Origin of the sequence: Streptomyces sp. CB02980 (assembly GCF_014451325.2) — a bacterium.
Classification (GTDB): domain Bacteria; phylum Actinomycetota; class Actinomycetes; order Streptomycetales; family Streptomycetaceae; genus Streptomyces.
The window spans coordinates 129,556-147,210 of record NZ_JACSCH020000017.1; the positions used below are offsets into that span (position 1 = coordinate 129,556).

At 72.3% G+C, this 17,655-nt stretch carries 19 protein-coding genes; 12 read left to right on the forward strand and 7 right to left on the reverse strand.

The annotated features are described in order from the left end of the window. Positions 1–3: 3 nt before the first annotated feature. Complete coding sequence (locus tag E0F75_RS30270) at positions 4–951, reverse strand: SDR family oxidoreductase (protein WP_229314137.1); 948 nt, start codon at positions 949–951, stop codon at positions 4–6. Positions 952–1,050: 99 nt separating this feature from the next. Here E0F75_RS30270 and E0F75_RS30275 point away from each other — a divergent pair, with 99 nt between their 5' ends. After that, a complete protein-coding gene (locus tag E0F75_RS30275; protein ID WP_030314312.1) occupies positions 1,051–1,572 on the forward strand; it encodes a DUF4240 domain-containing protein in 522 nt (173 codons plus the stop codon). Positions 1,573–1,648: 76 nt separating this feature from the next. Here the strand turns inward: E0F75_RS30275 and E0F75_RS30280 are convergent, their stop codons facing one another. After that, a complete protein-coding gene (locus E0F75_RS30280; protein WP_229314138.1) occupies positions 1,649–2,443 on the reverse strand; it encodes an SDR family NAD(P)-dependent oxidoreductase in 795 nt (264 codons plus the stop codon). 112 nt (positions 2,444–2,555) lie between these two features. Between E0F75_RS30280 and E0F75_RS30285 the strand changes: the two genes are divergently transcribed. After that, positions 2,556–3,314 carry a TetR/AcrR family transcriptional regulator gene (locus tag E0F75_RS30285; protein ID WP_229314139.1) on the forward strand — a complete coding sequence of 253 codons (759 nt, stop codon included), beginning with the start codon at positions 2,556–2,558 and terminating at the stop codon, positions 3,312–3,314. On the opposite strand, the gene E0F75_RS30290 is transcribed toward E0F75_RS30285, so the two are convergent. Further along, positions 3,286–3,789, reverse strand: coding sequence for a GNAT family N-acetyltransferase (locus E0F75_RS30290; RefSeq protein ID WP_229314140.1), 504 nt, complete (start codon positions 3,787–3,789; stop codon positions 3,286–3,288). The two genes, E0F75_RS30285 and E0F75_RS30290, sit on opposite strands and share 29 nt — an antisense overlap. A 38-nt stretch (positions 3,790–3,827) precedes the next feature. Here E0F75_RS30290 and E0F75_RS30295 point away from each other — a divergent pair, with 38 nt between their 5' ends. Together E0F75_RS30295 and E0F75_RS30300 are read left to right on the forward strand one after the other, a co-directional pair. Next, positions 3,828–4,748: a TIGR01777 family oxidoreductase gene (locus E0F75_RS30295; RefSeq protein ID WP_229314141.1), complete on the forward strand. Its 921-nt coding sequence runs from the start codon at positions 3,828–3,830 to the stop codon at positions 4,746–4,748. A 187-nt stretch (positions 4,749–4,935) separates the two neighbouring features. Then, entirely contained in the window at positions 4,936–6,339 is a 1,404-nt protein-coding gene (locus tag E0F75_RS30300) for an NAD(P)/FAD-dependent oxidoreductase (protein ID WP_229314142.1), read from the forward strand. A 168-nt stretch (positions 6,340–6,507) separates the two neighbouring features. On the opposite strand, the gene E0F75_RS30305 is transcribed toward E0F75_RS30300, so the two are convergent. Then, entirely contained in the window at positions 6,508–8,049 is a 1,542-nt protein-coding gene (locus E0F75_RS30305) for a regulator (RefSeq protein ID WP_229314143.1), read from the reverse strand. A gap of 312 nt (positions 8,050–8,361) precedes the next feature. Here E0F75_RS30305 and lipB point away from each other — a divergent pair, with 312 nt between their 5' ends. The 4 genes from lipB (at position 8,362) to E0F75_RS30325 (ending at position 11,460) form a co-directional block, all read left to right on the forward strand. Next, positions 8,362–9,180 (forward strand): lipoyl(octanoyl) transferase LipB, encoded by an 819-nt coding sequence (gene lipB / locus E0F75_RS30310; RefSeq protein WP_229314144.1) that lies wholly within the window; start codon positions 8,362–8,364, stop codon positions 9,178–9,180. A 114-nt stretch (positions 9,181–9,294) separates the two neighbouring features. Beyond that, complete coding sequence (gene lipA / locus E0F75_RS30315) at positions 9,295–10,263, forward strand: lipoyl synthase (RefSeq protein ID WP_209494434.1); 969 nt, start codon at positions 9,295–9,297, stop codon at positions 10,261–10,263. 266 nt (positions 10,264–10,529) lie between these two features. Beyond that, positions 10,530–10,745 (forward strand): hypothetical protein, encoded by a 216-nt coding sequence (locus E0F75_RS30320; protein ID WP_030208220.1) that lies wholly within the window; start codon positions 10,530–10,532, stop codon positions 10,743–10,745. 10 nt (positions 10,746–10,755) lie between these two features. Next, positions 10,756–11,460 carry a DUF4191 domain-containing protein gene (locus tag E0F75_RS30325; RefSeq protein ID WP_229314145.1) on the forward strand — a complete coding sequence of 235 codons (705 nt, stop codon included), beginning with the start codon at positions 10,756–10,758 and terminating at the stop codon, positions 11,458–11,460. Between the two features lie 170 nt (positions 11,461–11,630). On the opposite strand, the gene E0F75_RS30330 is transcribed toward E0F75_RS30325, so the two are convergent. Continuing rightward, a complete protein-coding gene (locus tag E0F75_RS30330) occupies positions 11,631–12,098 on the reverse strand; it encodes an RDD family protein (protein ID WP_229314146.1) in 468 nt (155 codons plus the stop codon). A gap of 222 nt (positions 12,099–12,320) precedes the next feature. Here E0F75_RS30330 and glnA point away from each other — a divergent pair, with 222 nt between their 5' ends. The 3 genes from glnA to E0F75_RS30345 all read left to right on the forward strand — a co-directional run bounded on the left by glnA (position 12,321) and on the right by E0F75_RS30345 (position 15,885). Beyond that, positions 12,321–13,745, forward strand: coding sequence for a type I glutamate--ammonia ligase (glnA, locus tag E0F75_RS30335; protein ID WP_229314147.1), 1,425 nt, complete (start codon positions 12,321–12,323; stop codon positions 13,743–13,745). 236 nt (positions 13,746–13,981) lie between these two features. Further along, complete coding sequence (locus tag E0F75_RS30340) at positions 13,982–14,695, forward strand: tRNA-dependent cyclodipeptide synthase (RefSeq protein ID WP_229314148.1); 714 nt, start codon at positions 13,982–13,984, stop codon at positions 14,693–14,695. Further along, positions 14,692–15,885 carry a cytochrome P450 gene (locus tag E0F75_RS30345; RefSeq protein ID WP_229314149.1) on the forward strand — a complete coding sequence of 398 codons (1,194 nt, stop codon included), beginning with the start codon at positions 14,692–14,694 and terminating at the stop codon, positions 15,883–15,885. Before E0F75_RS30340 ends, E0F75_RS30345 begins: the two co-directional genes overlap by 4 nt. 58 nt (positions 15,886–15,943) lie before the next feature. Here E0F75_RS30345 and E0F75_RS30350 read toward each other — a convergent pair whose 3' ends face one another. Next, positions 15,944–16,219, reverse strand: coding sequence for a hypothetical protein (locus tag E0F75_RS30350; RefSeq protein WP_229314150.1), 276 nt, complete (start codon positions 16,217–16,219; stop codon positions 15,944–15,946). Positions 16,220–16,367: 148 nt separating this feature from the next. Here E0F75_RS30350 and E0F75_RS30355 point away from each other — a divergent pair, with 148 nt between their 5' ends. Continuing rightward, a complete protein-coding gene (locus E0F75_RS30355) occupies positions 16,368–16,727 on the forward strand; it encodes an arsenate reductase family protein (protein WP_229314151.1) in 360 nt (119 codons plus the stop codon). Between the two features lie 30 nt (positions 16,728–16,757). Here E0F75_RS30355 and E0F75_RS30360 read toward each other — a convergent pair whose 3' ends face one another. Next, entirely contained in the window at positions 16,758–17,624 is an 867-nt protein-coding gene (locus E0F75_RS30360) for an alpha/beta fold hydrolase (RefSeq protein ID WP_229314152.1), read from the reverse strand. Between the last annotated feature and the right edge of the window lie 31 nt (positions 17,625–17,655).

Below are 17,655 nucleotides of genomic sequence, written 5' to 3' on the forward strand. Positions count from 1 at the left end.
GGGTCACCGGTAGTCGTTCACGTCCGGGCTGCCCTTCTCGTCGGCGAGCATGAAGCCCCAGGCGTCCGGCCGTGAGCCGTCCGCGTCGGTGAAGCCGTACTCCCCCGCGAGCTGACCGCTCGACAGCGACCGGCCGTTCCAGCGGTGCCGTTCGGGGTCGGCCGCGAGCGCCGCGATCGCCCTGCCCACGTACACCGGGGACTCGGCGATCGCGAAGCCGGGGATCTTCTCGACGGCGTCGCGCCAGTTCTCCTCCGTGACGCCGAACGCGGTGAGCATCTGCTCGGACCTGAGCCAGCCGGGGGTGACGGAGACCGCCGTGCCGCCGTACTCCGCGAGTTCCTTGCCGAGGCCGAAGGCCATCCGGATGGGCGCGTTCTTGGCGAGGTCGTAGAAGAGGTTCTCGCGGTAGCGGGTGCCGTTGTACTCGGACGTGCCGTCGGTGACCTCGACGACGAGGCCGCCCCGGTTCCGGATGAGCAGCGGGATCGCCGTGTGGGAGGTGATGGCGTGGGTCCGCACCCCGAGTTCCAGCATCCGCAGACCGCCGGCGAGGTCGTTCTCCCAGGTCTTCTTGCCGAAGACGAGGAGGTGCTCGCCGCCCCACACGTCGTTCACGAGGACGTCGAGCCGCCCGTGCTCCCGGTCGATCCGGTCGACCAGCGCCTTCACCTGTTCGACCTCCAGGTGGTCGGTGGGGACGGCGACGCCCTCGCCGCCGGCGGCCGTCACCAGTTCGGCGGTCTCCTCGATGGTCTCGGTGGCCCGGCCGACCTCGCTGAGCTTCGCGCGGGTGGTCCGCCCGGTGACGTACACCGTCGCCCCGGCCGCGCCGAGCTGGACGGCGATGCCGCGTCCGGCGCCCCGGGTGGCCCCGGCGACCAGGCAGACCCGTCCGCGCAGGCTGTTCGTCTGGTTCGTCTCGTTCGTCTCGTTCGTCTCCGTCGTCATGCGCATCAGACTCGCAGGAAAGTACGACATCTTCTGTCCGGATTCATTTCGGGCTTTCCGGGTGCGTCGCACCTCCCGAACCAGGATGCTGGTCCCGTGATGGACGAGACGGAGTTCTGGGAGATCATCGACGCCAGCCGCGAGGACGCCGAGGGCGACCCCGAGGAACAGGCCGACCTGCTCGTGGAACGGCTGACCCGGCTGGACCCCGACTCCGTGCTCGACTACGCACGCCATTTCGAGGCCCGCTACAACCGCGCGTACCTCTGGGATCTGTGGGGCGCGGCGGCGGTGCTCTTCGACGGGGCCGGCGACGAGACCTTCGATTCGTTCCGCTGCTGGCTCATCGGCCAGGGCCGTGAGGTGTACGAGGGCGCGGTGCACGATCCCGACGCGCTCGCGGAACTGCTCGGCGACTTCGACGTGGAGATCGACGGGGACGGCGAGGAGATCGGTTTCGCGGCGGACGAGGCCTACGAGCAGCTGACCGGCGCGGAGACTCCGGACCTGGGCATCCCGATGCCGGGCGGGGAGCCGCTGGGAGCCCCGTTCGACCTGGAGGACGACAAGGTCCTCGCGACCCGTTTCCCCCGGCTGTGGGAGCGCTTCGGGACGGTGTAGCGCGAACCCCGGGGGAAGGCCCCCGGGATCCGGTCCCGATCGGCGGCGCGACGCCGACCGAGGACGCCTTCGCCGCTCAGAAGTGCGTGCCGCCGTCGATGCGGACCTCGGTGCCGGTGATGAACCTCCCGTCCTCGGACGCCAGCATCGCGACGACGCCCGCGACGGTCTCGGGACCGGCGAAGCCCTGGCCGAGGGCGGGGGCGAGCTTCCCGAAGAGGGACCAGTCGGCGTCCTCGGGGATGCCGGGGCCGACGCTCTGACGGCTGGCGCCGGTGCCGTCGGTCATGCCGGAGGAGATGGAGCCGGGCTGGACGGCGGTGAAGCGGATGCCCTGCTTGGCGTACTCGGCGGCGAGCGCGTGGGTCATGGACTGGATGCCGCCCTTGCTGGCCGCGTAGGCCGCCATGTAGGGGTGCGCGAACATCGCGGAGGTGGAGGAGAAGTTCACGACGGCGGAGCCTTCGCCCTCCAGCAGCGCGGGGATCGACTCGCGGATCATCAGGAACGTGCCGGTGAGGTTGATCCGTATCACCTGCTCGAAGGAGTCGAGGCTCGTCTCGTGGGTGTGCGAGGAGCGCAGGATGCCGGCCGCGTTGACCAGGACGTCCAGGCCGCCGAGCGCCTCGACGGCGGCGGCGACGCCGGCGCGTACGGAGGCCTCGTCGGCGACGTTCAGGACGACGGTGGTGAGGCGGTCGGCGGCGTCGCCGGCCTTGGCGACGGTGTCCTTGAGGCCGTCCTCGCTGATGTCGGCGGCGACGACCCGGCCGCCCTCGGCGAGCACGCGCAGGACGGTGGCCTGGCCGATGCCGGAGCCGCCGCCGGTGATGAGCGCGCGGCGTCCTTCGTAACGGGTCAGCTGGTTCATGGCGGCAACCTCTCGATGTCGAGCTTCCGGGAATCCTGTTTCCGGGACGTCGAGGTTCCCGGGGAATGGTGCCACCGTACGCCTGAGTGGCACGTTTTGCCATAGCTGCACGATGTGCACCGTCGGCAGTCGCAGGCGTACGCTTCGTACGGTGAGCACCAAGCCCGCGGGCGCCACGCCCCCCACCCCGACGCTGACGGAGCGCCGCAAGGCCGCGACCCAGCTGGACATCGCGCGCGCCGCCGCCGAGCTCTTCACCGAGCACGGCCCCGACGGCACCACGGCCGAGGACATCGCCCTGCGGGCCGGGGTCGCGCTGCGCACCTTCTACCGGTACTTCCGCTCGAAGCAGGACGCCGTGGCCCCGCTGCTCGCGGGCGGCGGCGACCGCTGGCGCGCACTCCTCGCCGCGACGGCCACGACGGCCGCGGGTGCGGCCGCGGGTGCCGCTTCGGAACCGGGCGCGGGGCTGCCCGACGCCTTGGAACGCTCGATCGCCGCCTCGCTGACCCCCGCGGACGCGGCGGCCGAGGAAGGGCTGCGCTGGACGCGCGGGCTGCTGCGCGCGGCCGCCGAGGACCCGGCGCTGCGGGCCGTCTGGTACCGGGTCAACCAGGAGTCGGAGGAGCGGCTGCGCGAGGTCGTCGCCGGCCTCGCGGGGCCGGGCGCGGACCCGCTGGAGGTACGGCTCGCGGCCGCGGCGGCCACGGACGCGATCCGGATCGCCCTGGAGAGCTGGGCGGAGACGGACGCGCCGGTACGGGGCGAGGGCGCCCCCGCGGAGCTCGCGGTCCGGTGCCTGCGCGAACTGATGGGCGGGATGCGGCTGCTGAACCCGGACGTCAGCGGTGGGTCAGCGACCGGCCCATGAGGACGTCGTCCACGTACTCCCCGGCCAGGAACAGCTCCCCCGGCAGCACGCCCTCCACCGCGAAGCCCTCGGAGGCGTAGAGCGCGCGGGCCGGGGCGTTGTGACCGAGCACCCGCAGGGTCATGCGTACGGCGCCGTCCGCCCGGGCCTTCTCCATCGCGGCCCGCAGCAGCGCCCGCGCCACCCCGTGGCCCCGCGCGGCCTCGGCGACCACGAGGCCCTGGATCTGCCGCACATGGGCGGTGGCGGCGAGCCGGGTCGGGGGCACCAGCCGGAGGTAGCCGACGATCACGCCCTCGCGCACGGCGAGGAGATAGTCCCCGGGCAGGTGGCGGTCGTCGAAGAAGGGCTCGTACGGCGGGACCGGGGCGGGCAGCACCGCGTGCAGGGTCGACCAGGCGGCCCGGTCGAGCTCGGCGAGGGCGGCGTCGTCCGCGCGTTCGGCGGTACGTATCAGCGTCTCCGGCACGATCATGACCGCCACTGTGCCACGCGCCCGCCCGGGAGGGCAGGATGGTGCCCATGCAGCGTTCCGCCACTCGCAAGCGTGTCGCCGTCACCGGTGCCTCCGGGCTCATCGGCACCGCCCTCGTCCGCTCCCTGCGCGCCGACGGCCATGACGTCGTCCGGCTCGTCCGCCGGCCCGCCCGGACCGCCGACGAGGTCGAGTGGGACCCGAAGCGGCTGTACGTGGACGCCGCCGGGCTCGTCGGCGTGGACTCCGTCGTGCACCTGGCGGGCGCCGGGGTCGGCGAGCGCCGCTGGAACGAGGCGTACAAGCAGGAGATCCGCGACAGCCGCGTACTCGGCACGACGGCCATCGCCCAGGCCCTCGCCTCCCTCGCGGAGCCGCCGGAGAGCCTGGTGTGCGGCACGGCGCTCGGCTGGTACGGGGACACCGGCAGCCGTGCGGTCGACGAGAGCGCCCCGGCGGGTACGGGCTTCCTGCCCGAGATCTGCGTGGAGTGGGAGGCCGCCGCGGCCCCCGCCGAGGAGGCCGGCATCCGGGTCGCCTACGCCCGTACGGGCCTGGTGGTGGCGCGCGAGGGAGGGGCGTGGGGACGGCTGTTCCCGGTCTTCCGGGCCGGACTCGGCGGACGGATGGGCGACGGCCGCCAGTACTGGTCGTTCATCTCCCTCCACGACGAGGTGGCCGCCCTGCGCCATCTCCTCGACACCCCGGCGCTCTCGGGCCCGGTGAACCTGACCGCCCCCGACCCCGTCACCAACCGCGAGGTGACGGCGGCGATGGGCCGGGTACTGCGCCGGCCGACCCTCGTCACCGTGCCCGCGCCCGTGCTGAAGGTGGTGCTCGGGGACTTCGCGCAGGATGTGCTGGGGAGTCAGCGGGTGCTGCCGGGGCGGCTGTTGGAGACCGGATTCGACTTCGCGTTCCCGACGATCGACGACTCGATCAGGGCGGCCGCGCGCTGAACTCCGCGCCACTCCCCCTCCTTCGCTCCCCCCCTTGTGCTCCCCCGTGCCGCACGCACCCCGGTGCGCGCGGCTGGCACCCGTGGGAGCGCTGCCTAGGCTCGACGAGAACGGCGAACTCGGGCATTCCGGAGGCTCGTTGGGGGCATAGGCCTCCCACTGGCCGCGCCGACCTGGGGAGGGGCACGTGCTCAACAGCGCAGACAGCGCAAGGAACGCACAGCGTACGAACGTCGACGTCGATGTCGACGTCGACCTCGGCATCGCGCAAACCGTCGACGTCGTCATCGTCGGAGCCGGGGTCGCGGGACTCGCCGCGGCCCGTCGGCTGACCGACGCCGGGCTCTCCGTGGTCGTCCTGGAGGCGGAACCCCGCATCGGGGGCCGGATGGCGACCGAGGCCGTCGACGGCTTCCTGCTCGACCGGGTGGGACCGCTGCTCACCCTGTCGTACGAGGAACTCCGGGCCGTCCCGGGGCTCGACGGCCTGGTGCTGCGGCCGTTCGCCCCCGGGGTGCTCGTGCACAGCGACGGCCGGTACGCGCGGTGGGGCGCCCCGCACCCGCGCCGGACGGCCGGCGCGCCCCGGAGCGCGGGGCACCGGAGCGTGGGGGGAGCGTTCAGCGTGGCGCGCGCCCTCGCGAGCGCCCCCCGACATCCGGCCGCCTCGCTCGACCAGGCGCGGCTCGGCGCGTCCCTCGTCCGGCTCGCGGCGACCCCGACGCAGCGGATCCTGGCCCGCCCCGAGCGGACCGCGCGCGAGGCGCTGACCGCGCGGCTGCCCGCCAGGACCGTCCAGGGCGTCCTGCGGCCGCTGCTCGCGGCGCTCCTCGGCGACCCGGACCTCGGCATGTCGAGCCGCCGCGCGGACCTGGCGCTGCGCGCCTTCGCCCGGGGCAGGCTCGCGGTGCCCGAGGGCGGGGCGGCCGCGCTCCCGGAGCGGCTCGCGGCGACGCTGCCGCCGGGCACGGTCCGGACGGGGGTCCGGGTCACGGAGGCGTCGATCTCGCGGGTGACGACGGCGGAGCACGGGGTGTTCCGGTGCCGGTCGGTCGTCCTCGCGACGGGAGCCCGGACGGCCGCCGAGCTGCTGCCCGGTCTGCGCCGGCCGGCCTTCCACTCCGTGACGGTGCTGCACCACACGGCGCCGGTGGCGCCCACGGCGGACCCGACGCTGCTCCTGGAGGCGGACCCGGGCGGGCCGGTGGCCCACACGGCGGTGATGAGCGCGGTGGACCCGGGGCGGGCGCCGGAGGGCCGGACGCTGATCACCTCGACGGTGCTCGGAACGCCGCCGGACGACACGGAACGGCGGGTCCGCAAGCACCTCGCGACGCTGTACGGCACGTCGACGGACGAGTGGGAGCTGCTGGCCCTGCGTCACACGCCGGACGCGGTCCCCTCGATGCCCCCACCCCACGACGCGCACCGCTCGGTCCGCCTCCTCGCGGGCCTGTACGTCTGCGGCGACCACCGCGCGACGAGCACCCCTCAGGGCGCCCTGGCATCGGGCCACCGAGCGGCATCGTCCCTCCTGACGGACCTGGGGCTGCGACGGGGGGTGGACGAAGGGGGGGAGGAGGCGGCGTAGGGGCTCACGGGGCCCCGGCGGCGGGGCGGGGCGGGGCGGGACGGACCGCACGGCGGGGGGGCAGGCGCGGCGCGGGGGCAGGCGCGGCGGGGGGCAGACACGGCGCCCCCGCGCGGGCGCCGTGCGCGGGGTCCTGGACGCCGCCCGGTCCCGGGTGCCGGGTGGGGGTCAGCCGATGGCCGCTACTCGGTCTCTGTAGGTGCGGGCCGCCGCCGCGTCCCGGTACGGCTCCAGGCGGCGTTCGAAGTCGCGTACGTACTCCACCGCCCTCGCCGACCGCATCTCCGAGGCCTGCTGCGCGGCCTCCGCACCGAGTGCGCACGCCTGGTCCAGTTCCCCCAGGGCCAGGCGTGACGTCGCCAGGACCACCCGGCAGAAGAGGCGGCTGCGGGCGAAGCCGGGGGCCCGGAGCTGGAGGGCGCGTTCCGCGTGCTGGGCGGCCGGCCGGTACTGCTGGAGGTCGCGGTGGCAGTGTCCGAGCTCGTCGGCGAGCTGGGCCTCGTCGAACATCCGGGCCCAGTACGGCACCTCGTCGCCCGGCCGCGCCGCCTCAAGGGCCCGCTCGGCCCGCACGAGCGAGGCGCTGCACGCCCGCGCCTCGCCGAGGACCGCGTGTCCCCGCGCCTCCACCGCGTGCAGCATCGCCTGGACGACCGGCGGCGCGGCCGGCCCGACGCCCTGCTGGGCGACCCGGGCGAGCTGCACGGCCTCCCGCCCGTGGCCGAGGTAGACGGCCTGGCAGCTCATGGTGAGGAGCACGTACGAGCCGTACGCCCGGTCCCCGGCGGCCTGGGCGAGCCGCAGCGCCTGGACGAAGTAGCGCTGGGCGAGGCCGTGCGCGGCGATGTCGTACGACGTCCAGCCGGCGAGCCGGGTCAGGTCGGCGGCCGCGGCGAAGAGGCGCCGGCCCACGGACTCGCCGTACGTGCCGCGCAGCATCGGCTCGGCCTCGTGCTCCAGGTAGCGGACGAGGGCCTGCCGGGCGTGCCCGCCGCCGTAGGCGTGGTCGAGCGTGCGGAAGAGCTCGCCGACCGAGCGCAGGGCCGCGATGTCCCCGCTGGAGACCCGCTGGCCGGGCCCCCGGTCCGTACCGCGCTGCCGGGGCACGGAGAAGCGGCCCTGGGGCGGCACCCGGGGATCGTGCGCGAGCCGGGGGTCGTGGGCCAGGCGCGGGTCGTGCGCCAGGCGGGCCTCGGCCGTGGCCGCGGCGGTGACCGCGGCCGCCGACGAAGGCCGGGCGCCCTGCGGCGCGTCCCCCCGCGCCACCCGGTCGTCCGCACGGCCGATCAGCCAGTCGCGGCTGGGCACGACCAGACCCGCCGGGGTGAAGGCGATCTTGCGGAGTTCGGCGTGGCTGCCGGAGTCCTTCCGCCAGAGCCCGCTGACGATGTCGACCGCCTCTTCGGGGGTCGCCGCGAACTCCAGGCCCGCGTAGACCGGAGCGCAGGCGTCGAGGCCGAGGTCCTGGGCGGAGAGCCGGCGGCCGAGTCGACGGGTGAAGACCTCGGCGATCAGCGCGGGCGTGGTGCCGCGCGGCTGCTGGCCGCGGAGCCAGCGGGTCACCGAGGTCTTGTCGTACCGCAGGTCGAGACCGTGTTCCAGACCGAGCTGGTCCACCCGTCTCGCCAGGCCCGCATGGGAGAACCCGGCTTCGGCGATGAGCGCGGCGAGCTGGCGGTTCGGGATGCGCTGCGGTGGTCGTTCCGTCATCAGCTGTGCGGTCTCCTGCCTTCCGGGTCCGGGCGGCAGCCCCGTCGGACCCTCATGGAACGGCGCGAATTTAGCGGTCCTCACGGCCTGTACCGCCACCTTCGCCCCACATTCATCCGATCGTGTGAGGATTGACGGCATCGCTGACGTAGGTGCTCCCAGCCACCTGCCGGACGCGGTCCCCGTCCACCTGCCGGAGGTCCGTCCCCGGCACCGCCGTACAGTGGCATGGGCGCGAATGACGCATGGTGCCGCACCGGCCCGGGATGATCCCCGGATTCCGGACCCCGGCACCCAGGAGGAGGCATGGCCGTGAGTGAGCTGCGATTCGTCCGCCTTGGGTTCGGCGAGGAAGCCGTCGACTACCAGGTGGCCTGGGACAAGCAGCGCGAAGTGCACGCCGCGCGGTTCGCCGACGAGATCGACGACACCTGTCTGCTCCTCGAGCACCCGCCGGTCTACACGGCCGGCCGGCGTACGGCGGAGAACGAGCGCCCGCTCGACGGGACGCCCGTGGTGGACGTCGACCGCGGGGGCAAGATCACCTGGCACGGCCCCGGCCAGCTCGTCGGCTACCCGATCATGAAGCTGCCCCGCCCGGTGGACGTCGTCGCGCACGTCCGCCGGCTCGAGGAGGCGCTGATCCTCACCGCCGCCGAGTTCGGCGTGGAGACGAGCCGGGTCGAGGGCCGCAGCGGGGTGTGGGTGCTCGGCGAACCGCGACAGGCGGCAGAGCAGCGGCCGTCGCTGGGCGGCCTGTCGCTGGACTTCGACCCGCGTCTGAACGACGAGGAGTTCGACCCGCGCCTGAACGGCCCCGAGTACGCCCCCTCCAACGCCGGCCAGCGCCGCGAGGACCGCAAGCTCGCCGCGATCGGCATCCGGGTCGCCAAGGGCGTCACGATGCACGGCTTCGCCCTCAACGTGAACCCGGACAACGCCTGGTTCGACCGGATCATCCCGTGCGGCATCCGCGACGCGGGCGTGACCTCGCTCGCCAACGAGCTGGGCCGCGACGTCACGATCGAGGAGGTGCTGCCGGTGGCGGAGAAGCACCTGCGGGCGGTCCTTGAGCAGGCGGTGCTGAAGCCGCGCGAGATCGAGCGTCCGGTGGAGACGGCCTCGGTCTGAGGAGTGCCCGCAGGAATGCAGGGCGCTGGCCAGAGGTTGGCCAGACGTAGTAAGGCATGGGAAGCAACGGCGTACCCTGGTGTGCGCCGAAGAATCGAAGCTACAGGAGCCGATGTGTCCGCAGTCGCACCCGACGGACGCAAGATGCTGCGCCTGGAGGTCCGGAACGCCCAGACCCCCATCGAGCGCAAGCCCGAGTGGATCAAGACGCGGGCGAAGATGGGGCCCGAGTACACGAAGATGCAGAGCCTCGTGAAGAGCGAGGGGCTGCACACGGTCTGCCAGGAGGCGGGCTGTCCCAACATCTTCGAGTGCTGGGAGGATCGCGAGGCGACCTTCCTCATCGGCGGTGACCAGTGCACCCGGCGCTGCGACTTCTGCCAGATCGACACGGGCAAGCCCGAGGCGCTGGACCGGGACGAGCCGCGCCGCGTGGGCGAGTCCGTCGTCACGATGGACCTGAACTACGCCACCATCACCGGCGTCGCGCGCGACGACCTGGAGGACGGCGGCGCCTGGCTGTACGCGGAGACCGTGCGCCAGATCCACCAGCAGACGGCGGAGCGCGCCGACGGCCGCACCAAGGTCGAGCTGCTCGCGCCCGACTTCAACGCGGTGCCGGAGCTCCTGGCGGAGGTCTTCGCCTCCCGCCCCGAGGTCTTCGCGCACAACGTGGAGACCGTGCCGCGGATCTTCAAGCGGATCCGTCCGGGATTCCGTTACGAGCGTTCGCTCGACGTCATCACGCAGGCCCGTGACTACGGTCTGGTCACGAAGTCGAACCTGATCCTCGGCATGGGCGAGACCCGTGAGGAGATCAGCGAGGCGCTCCAGCAGCTGCACGACGCGGGCTGTGAGCTGATCACGATCACGCAGTACCTGCGCCCCTCCGTCCGGCACCACCCCGTGGAGCGCTGGGTGAAGCCGCAGGAGTTCGTGGAGCTCAAGGAGGAGGCCGACGAGATCGGCTTCTCCGGTGTCATGTCGGGCCCGCTGGTCCGTTCGTCGTACCGCGCGGGGCGCCTCTTCCAGCAGGCGATCGAGAAGCGCGGCGCGGTGGACAACGCCACACAGGCTGTGTGAATCGGAGCACAAGCAGTTACTGGTCAGTAATGGCCGGATTGGACGCGGCCCGTACGGCCCCGCAGCTCAGCGGGGATGTACGGGCCGCGTCGGCGTTTCCCGTGCCCTCCACATGGCCGCATCAACGTTTCATCAGTGTTTGACCACCGGGTCACGCCCTGGTAACACCAGTCTGTGAGCTTGGATTCACTCACCGCCACGACTCGCTCACATCCCCGCTCGCACCCCCCGCCTCGTCTCATCCGCAATCGAGGGAGGACCCCGACATGCCGGCCGCATCGACGCACGTCCGCGTCACCGCGATCCCGTCCGTCACCGACGCCCTGAAGGCCGTGGAGGCACTGCTCCTCGGCGCCGGGCAGCGAACCGCCCGGCGCAACGCCTGGAACTCCGTCCTGGAGGACCGCCGCCGCGCCAAGGACCGGGTCGAGGCCCAGCACGTGATGGAGGTCGCGTCGGGCCGGACTTCCCGGGCCACGTAAACTTCAGGACATGGCGAGGAAGGCAAACACGGGCAGCGCTGACGCTGCGAACCAGGGGCGGCTCAAGCAGATCGCCCTCACGTACAAGATGACCCGAAAGGCTGACCCGAAGGTCGGACTTGTCGTCGCAGGCGTGGGCATCGTCGTACTCGGTGTCCTCCTCGCGATCGGCTTCCTGATCGGTCACCCGGTCTACCTGGGCATCCTGGGCTTCGTCCTGGCGCTCCTGGCGGCGGCCATCGTGTTCGGGCGGCGCGCCGAGCGCGCGGCCTTCGGGCAGATGGAGGGCCAGCCGGGCGCGGCCGCGGCGGTGCTGCAGAACGTCGGGCGAGGCTGGACGACGACCCCCGCGGTCGCGATGAACCGCAGCCAGGACGTCGTGCACCGGGCGGTCGGCCGGGCCGGCATCGTGCTGGTGGCGGAGGGCAACCCGAACCGGGTGAAGCCTCTGCTCGCAGCCGAGAAGAAGCGGATGAACCGCGTCGTGGTGGACGTGCCGGTGACCGACATCATCGTCGGCGACGGCGAGGGCCAGGTGCCGCTCAAGAAGGTCCGTACGACCATGCTCAAGCTGCCTCGGGTGCTCACCGGCCCGCAGGTGACGGTGGCCAACGACCGGCTGCGGGCGATGGGTGACCTGATGAGCAACATGCCGCTGCCGAAGGGTCCGATGCCCAAGGGCATGCGGATGCCGCGGGGCGGAAAGATGCGCTGACGCGCCCGACCGGAAGCGATTGTTTCCAGAACTGCTTCATGAGGAAGGCCCCGGACCGTGTGACGGTCCGGGGCCTTCCTCATGAGGTTCTACGGTGAGGTTCTACGGGTTGCCCGGTGCCCGCGAGGGCCACAGGCGCCGCCAGGCGGGCCGCAGAGGGGCGCAGCCGGTCAGATGCGGACCTGTACGGCGCCGGCGAGGCGGTCGTGGAGGCCGCGGCCGTCACGGTCCCAGATGAGGGCCGGGATCGCCAGGCAGACGAGCAGGGAGCGGAGCGCCACGCGCAGGAGGCCGAGGCGGCCGCCGTTCACGGAGACGACCCCGAGGCCGAAGAGGCGCTTGCCGGGGGTCGAGCCGACGGTGCCGACGGTCAGCACGCTCAGGACGAGCAGGATGACGAGGGCCCAGTTGCCGGTGGCCTGGTTGTAGCCGTCGGTGATCAGGCCGTATGCGATCAGCGTGCAGAGGGCCCAGTCGACGGCGAGGGCGCCGAGACGCCGCCCGGGGCGGGCGATCGAACCGGGGCCCTCCTCGGGCAGCCCCAGCTGCTGACCGCGGTAGCCGAAGTCGACGCCTGCGTCCTCGGCCGCCGCGCGGGGGCCGGAGAGCCAAGATCCGAGTGCTTGCCTGTTGTCCACGCGACCACGGTACTGCGCCCGTTTTTGATCACTTCGGCCCGGGTCGGCGAAGGGTGTCGGCAGGCCGGGCGACACCCACCTCGGTTAACTTCGACGAAACAATTGGGTCATGCTTGAGAAATCCCGTCTGCCTATGGTCGGGTCCAGCGTGTGCCACCGCACTGGCCGCACGAACCAGCTGCAAACCCCGCCCCTCCCCGGGCCGGGAGTAGGAGGAGTGGGATGTCCGAGACGCACGGGTTCCAGAACGCCGACGAGGTCAAGAAGTACATCAAGGACAACGACGTCAAGATGGTCGACGTCCGTTTCTGCGACCTTCCGGGCGTGATGCAGCACTTCACGATCCCGGCGACGGCGTTCGACCCGTCGGAGGAGCTCGCCTTCGACGGTTCGTCGATCCGCGGCTTCCAGGCGATCCACGAGTCCGACATGGCGCTCCGCGCCGACCTGTCGACCGCCCGCGTGGACCCCTTCCGCCGCGACAAGACGCTGAACATCAACTTCTTCATCCACGACCCGATCACGGGCGAGCAGTACAGCCGTGACCCGCGGAACATCGCGAAGAAGGCCGAGGCGTACCTCGCGTCCACCGGCATCGCCGACACCGCGTACTTCGGCCCCGAGGCCGAGTTCTACGTGTTCGACTCGGTGCGCTTCGAGACCTCGGCGAACCAGGGCTTCTACCACATCGACTCCGAGGCCGGCGCCTGGAACACCGGTTCCGAGGAGAACAACCGCGGCTACAAGGTCCGCTACAAGGGCGGCTACTTCCCGGCCCCGCCGGTCGACCACTTCGCCGACCTGCGCTCGGAGATCTCCCTGGAGCTGGAGAACGTCGGCCTGCAGGTCGAGCGCCAGCACCACGAGGTCGGCACCGCCGGCCAGGCCGAGATCAACTACAAGTTCAACACGCTGCTCGCCGCGGCCGACGACCTGATGCTCTTCAAGTACATCGTGAAGAACGTCGCCTGGCGCAACGGCAAGACCGCGACCTTCATGCCGAAGCCGATCTTCGGTGACAACGGCTCGGGCATGCACGTCCACCAGTCGCTGTGGGCGAACGGCGACCCGCTGTTCTACGACGAGACGGGCTACGCGGGCCTCTCGGACACCGCCCGCTACTACATCGGCGGCATCCTCAAGCACGCCCCGTCGCTGCTCGCCTTCACCAACCCGACGGTGAACTCGTACCACCGCCTGGTCCCGGGCTTCGAGGCCCCGGTCAACATGGTGTACTCGCAGCGCAACCGCTCCGCCGCCATGCGCATCCCGATCACGGGCTCGAACCCGAAGGCCAAGCGCGTCGAGTTCCGCGCGCCGGACCCGTCCTCGAACCCGTACCTCGCCTTCTCGGCGCTGCTCCTCGCGGGCCTCGACGGCATCAAGAACAAGATCGAGCCGGCGGAGCCGATCGACAAGGACCTCTACGAGCTCGCTCCCGAGGAGCACGCGAACGTCCAGCAGGTCCCGACCAACCTGGAAGCCGTCCTCCACGCCCTCGAGGACGACAACGAGTACCTGCAGGCCGGCGGCGTCTTCACGTCCGACCTGATCGAGACCTGGATCGACTACAAGCGCACCCACGAGATCGCCCCGATCCAGCTGCGCCCGCACCCGCACGAGTTCGAGCTCTACTTCGACCTCTAAGCCGTACCGCGCGAGCGAGGTTCTCCCGAGGCCCGTCGTCCCCCTTCGAGGGGGCGGCGGGCCTCGCCGTGTCCGGCCGAGATCACAGGAATGCGAACAGGTGACGAACTCTCGTGCGTACCTACGAGTAGGGGGTTCACGCTCCGCGACTGATCGATAGCGTGTGGTCGTCGCCGCCGCCACACCCGGAGCACAGGGCTCCGCTGGGACTAGCTGGCGCGATGAGGACTGCCGACGTGACTCAGGCGGCTTTCGCCCCTGCAGAGACGCTCCGACTCCAGCCGTACACCGATCACTGCCGCGTCATCGCCGACGAAGGCGCGCACGTGGTCATCGGCGTCTCTCCGGGAAACAGTTATTTCACCGCCCAGCGGCTGCGCGAGCTGACGCGCTGGGGCTTGGACCACTTCGACCAGGTCGATCTCGTCTACACCGATCTGCATGTCTCCGACATGTACGAGGCACTGGGGTACGGGAGCGACGAGGCGCGACGGAAGGCCGTCAAGAACCTGCGGGGGGTGCGGGCGAAGGTCGGGGCGGCCGTGGCCGAGGCCGATCCCACGGGGGTACGGGTACGGGCCCGCGGGATGTCGGAGTTCCAGGCCCTCCCCGCGTACCAGGAGCTGCACCGCCAGGTCGTGACCGCCGTCGACGGGGATCCGGTGGTACGGGAGACCTGCGACGCGCTCACCGGGATCTTCCTGGCCGGGAAGCTGACACCGGGGCAGGAGGCGAGCGGGCTCCAGAAGGAGGTGTGCCGCGCGTACATCTGCGCCGAGGTGCCGCTGTTCCTGGACACCCCCGCGATCCTCGGGGTGCCGTCGTCGCTCAACTGCTACCACCAGGCCCTGCCCCTCGCCGATCTGCTCTACGCCCGGGGCACCGGGCTGCGTGCCTCCCGCAACCAGGGGCACGGCATCATCACGCCTGTCGAAGGAGATTCGCGATGACCGTGGTCACGACGAACGAACTGCCCGCGTTCCCCTTCGACTGGGACGGGACCCGGCTGCCCGCGGAGGTCGAGGCGCTCCGCGCCGAACCCGTACGGCGTGTGCGGACGATCGCCGGGGCCGAGGCCTGGCTGGTCTCCTCGTACGAGCTGTGCCGACAGGTCCTGGAGGACCCGCGGTTCAGCCTCAAGGACACCTCGGCGCCGGGCGCCCCGCGGCAGTACGCGCTGACGATCCCGCCGCACGTGGTGAACAACATGGGCAACATCACCGGGGCCGGACTGCGCAAGGCCGTGATGAAGGCGATCAACCCGAAGGCGCCCGGTCTGGAGGAGTGGCTGCGGGCGCGGGCCGGGGCCCTGGTGGACGCGCTGGTCGCCGAGGGGGCGCCCGGGGAGCTGCGGGGCGCCTACGCCGATCCGTACTCGGCGGGGCTGCACTGCCGGATGCTGGGCATCCCGGAGGAGGACGGGCCTCGGCTGCTGCGCAGTCTGGACGTGGCCTTCATGAACGCCCCGCACGAGATCGAGGCGGCCCGGCTCCACTGGGACCGGGACATCGCGTACATGGCCGGGCGCCTCGACGATCCGGCGACGGGTGGGCTGATGGCGGAGCTCGCGGCGCTGCGCGAGGATCCCGACTACGCCCATCTGACGGACGAGATGCTGGCGACGGTGGGCGTGACGCTGTTCGGTGCCGGGGTGATCTCCACCGCCGGGTTCCTGACGATGGCGCTCGTGTCGGTGCTGACCCGGCCGGACGTGCGGGAGGCGCTGACCGCCGGCGAGCAAGGGGTGGCCGGGGCGATGGACGAACTGCTGCGGGTGAACCTGTCGATCGGCGACGGGCTGCCCCGGCTGGCCCTGGAGGACGTGCGGCTCGGCGAGGTCGAGGTGCGGGCCGGTGAACTGATCCTGGTGCTGGTGGAGGCCGCGAACCACGATCCGGAGCACTTCCCGGACCCGCTGGCCTTCCGGCCGGACCGGGAGAACGCCGCCGAGCACCTCTCCTTCGGCGGCGGGCGGCACTACTGCCCGGCGACGGCGCTCGGCAAAAGGCACGCCGAGATCGCCCTGGAGACGCTCCTCGACCGGCTGCCGGGGCTGCGGCTCGCGGTGCCGGTCGAACAGCTGGTGTGGCGCACCAACTTCATGAAGCGGCTCCCCGAGCGGTTGCCGGTGGCCTGGTAGCGGGCGGGAATCCGACGACGGCGCTGCCCGGCCCTGGCCGGGCAGCGCCCCTCCGCGGTCAGCGGCCGTAGCGGATCATGGCTCGCACCATGCGGCAGGTGGTGTCCGAGGGCGGGTGGATGCCGATGTGGTGGGCCGTGCTGCGTATCGTCGCGTTCGTGGCCTTCGACGGGACGTAGACGCCGGCGTCGAGGAGGGCGATCGCGAGGCGCATGGCCTTCAGCCGGCGGTTGTGCGTCACGTACCACTCGCGGGGGCGGCCCGCGGGGAGCGGCTTCTTCCGGAGCGGCTTCCAGGGTTCGAGGGACGGTGTCCGGATCACGGCGAGAGCCATGGGCTACCTCCTGGCGAACGGCGGGATGCGGGCCCTCCCCGGGACCCTCACCTTCACCCCCCATTTTAGTGGCCCCCACTGACAATCGCCCCTGGCCAGAGGGGGTTTGGGGGGTGGTGGAGGGGGCTCTGGGGGGTACCGTGGGGGCATGGAGATCTGGATCAATCCCGCCTGTTCCAAGTGCCGCAGCGCCCTCACCCTTCTCGACGCCGAGGGCGCCGACTACACCGTGCGCCGATACCTGGAGGACGTGCCCTCCCCCGACGAGATCCGGCAGGTGCTCGACCGGCTCGGGCTCGAGCCGTGGGACATCACGCGGACACAGGAGGCCGTCGCCAAGGAGCTCGGGGTGACGGAGTGGGCCCGCGACGCCGAGAGCCGCGAGCGGTGGATCGAGGCCCTCTCCGCGCATCCCAAGCTCATCCAGCGGCCGATCATCACCGCCGAGGACGGCACGGCCGTCGTCGGCCGGTCCGAGGAGGCCGTGCGGGACGCGCTCTCCCGCTAGGAGCCTCGGCCCGGGCCCGATCGACACCCCCTAGGACACCAGGAAGCTCGTGAGGGCGGTCAGGGTCGCGGGCGGCAGAGTGGCCGGGAGGGTGTGGTGGGTCGCCTCCGGGACGAGCTCCGTTCGCAGGCCCAGAGCCGTCGCCCGCTTCGCCGCCCCGCGCGCGTCGTGCGGCCGGCTGCCCTCCGCAAGGAGGACCAGGGCCGGCGGGCGCAGGGCCGCGAGTTCGGTGGCGGTCGGGCAGGGGCCGGTGACCGGGCGGAGGCGCGGGAGTTCCGCCGCCAGGGTGTCCAGGCGGCGTACCCGGGGGTCGTGTTCCGCGCCGCCCGTCTCCCACGCCAGGAACGCCGCCGTCCGCGCGGCCGTCGGGCGCAGCAGCGTCGGGAGCGCCCGCAGCAGATAGCCCGGGCGGAAGCCGGCGAAACATCCGGTCGGGTCGAGCAGGACGAGGCGGTCCGTCCGGTCCGGGGCCGCCAGCGCGTACCGGAGCGCGATCCACCCTCCGTACGAGTGGCCGCAGAAGGCCGCCGAGGTCAGTCCGAGGCCGTCGAGCACGGCGTCCAGCCAGGCCGTCAGGTCGGCGGCCGTACGGATCGGGCGGCCGTCCGTCCGGCTGCGGCCCGGGCCGCCGACGAGGTCGACGGCGTGCACCCGGTGCGTCGCGCCGAGCGCCGCGGCCGTGGTGCGCCAGGAGCCGGCGGCCGACCCGCCGCCCGGCAGGAGGAGGACCGGCGGGCCGTCCTCGGCGCCGTGGTGCAGGAGGTGCGTGGTGCCGTAGGGGGTGGGGAGTTCCGAGGCCGTCGTGGGGTGCGGCCAGGCCGCGAGGAGTTCGTCGTACGCGGAATCGAAGGCGAGCGCGGAGTCGAAGGCGGAGTCGAAGGTTCGGGACGCGGGCATCTCCTGGTCCTCTCGTTCGGCGATACTCTCG

Excerpts from the sequence above, each read along its gene's own strand:
- E0F75_RS30320 (WP_030208220.1), top strand. The coding sequence starts at position 10,530 with ATGCCGGCCGCATCGACGCACGTCCGCGTCACCGCGATCCCGTCCGTC.
- E0F75_RS30345 (WP_229314149.1), top strand. The coding sequence starts at position 14,692 with ATGACCGTGGTCACGACGAACGAACTGCCCGCGTTCCCCTTCGACTGG.
- E0F75_RS30275 (WP_030314312.1), top strand. The coding sequence starts at position 1,051 with ATGGACGAGACGGAGTTCTGGGAGATCATCGACGCCAGCCGCGAGGAC.
- glnA (WP_229314147.1), top strand. The coding sequence starts at position 12,321 with ATGTCCGAGACGCACGGGTTCCAGAACGCCGACGAGGTCAAGAAGTAC.
- E0F75_RS30285 (WP_229314139.1), top strand. The coding sequence starts at position 2,556 with ATGTGCACCGTCGGCAGTCGCAGGCGTACGCTTCGTACGGTGAGCACC.
- E0F75_RS30305 (WP_229314143.1), bottom strand. The coding sequence starts at position 8,049 with ATGACGGAACGACCACCGCAGCGCATCCCGAACCGCCAGCTCGCCGCG.
- E0F75_RS30270 (WP_229314137.1), bottom strand. The coding sequence starts at position 951 with ATGACGACGGAGACGAACGAGACGAACGAGACGAACCAGACGAACAGC.
- E0F75_RS30355 (WP_229314151.1), top strand. The coding sequence starts at position 16,368 with ATGGAGATCTGGATCAATCCCGCCTGTTCCAAGTGCCGCAGCGCCCTC.
- E0F75_RS30290 (WP_229314140.1), bottom strand. The coding sequence starts at position 3,789 with ATGATCGTGCCGGAGACGCTGATACGTACCGCCGAACGCGCGGACGAC.
- E0F75_RS30295 (WP_229314141.1), top strand. The coding sequence starts at position 3,828 with ATGGTGCCCATGCAGCGTTCCGCCACTCGCAAGCGTGTCGCCGTCACC.
- E0F75_RS30350 (WP_229314150.1), bottom strand. The coding sequence starts at position 16,219 with ATGGCTCTCGCCGTGATCCGGACACCGTCCCTCGAACCCTGGAAGCCG.
- E0F75_RS30360 (WP_229314152.1), bottom strand. The coding sequence starts at position 17,624 with ATGCCCGCGTCCCGAACCTTCGACTCCGCCTTCGACTCCGCGCTCGCC.
- E0F75_RS30280 (WP_229314138.1), bottom strand. The coding sequence starts at position 2,443 with ATGAACCAGCTGACCCGTTACGAAGGACGCCGCGCGCTCATCACCGGC.
- E0F75_RS30325 (WP_229314145.1), top strand. The coding sequence starts at position 10,756 with ATGGCGAGGAAGGCAAACACGGGCAGCGCTGACGCTGCGAACCAGGGG.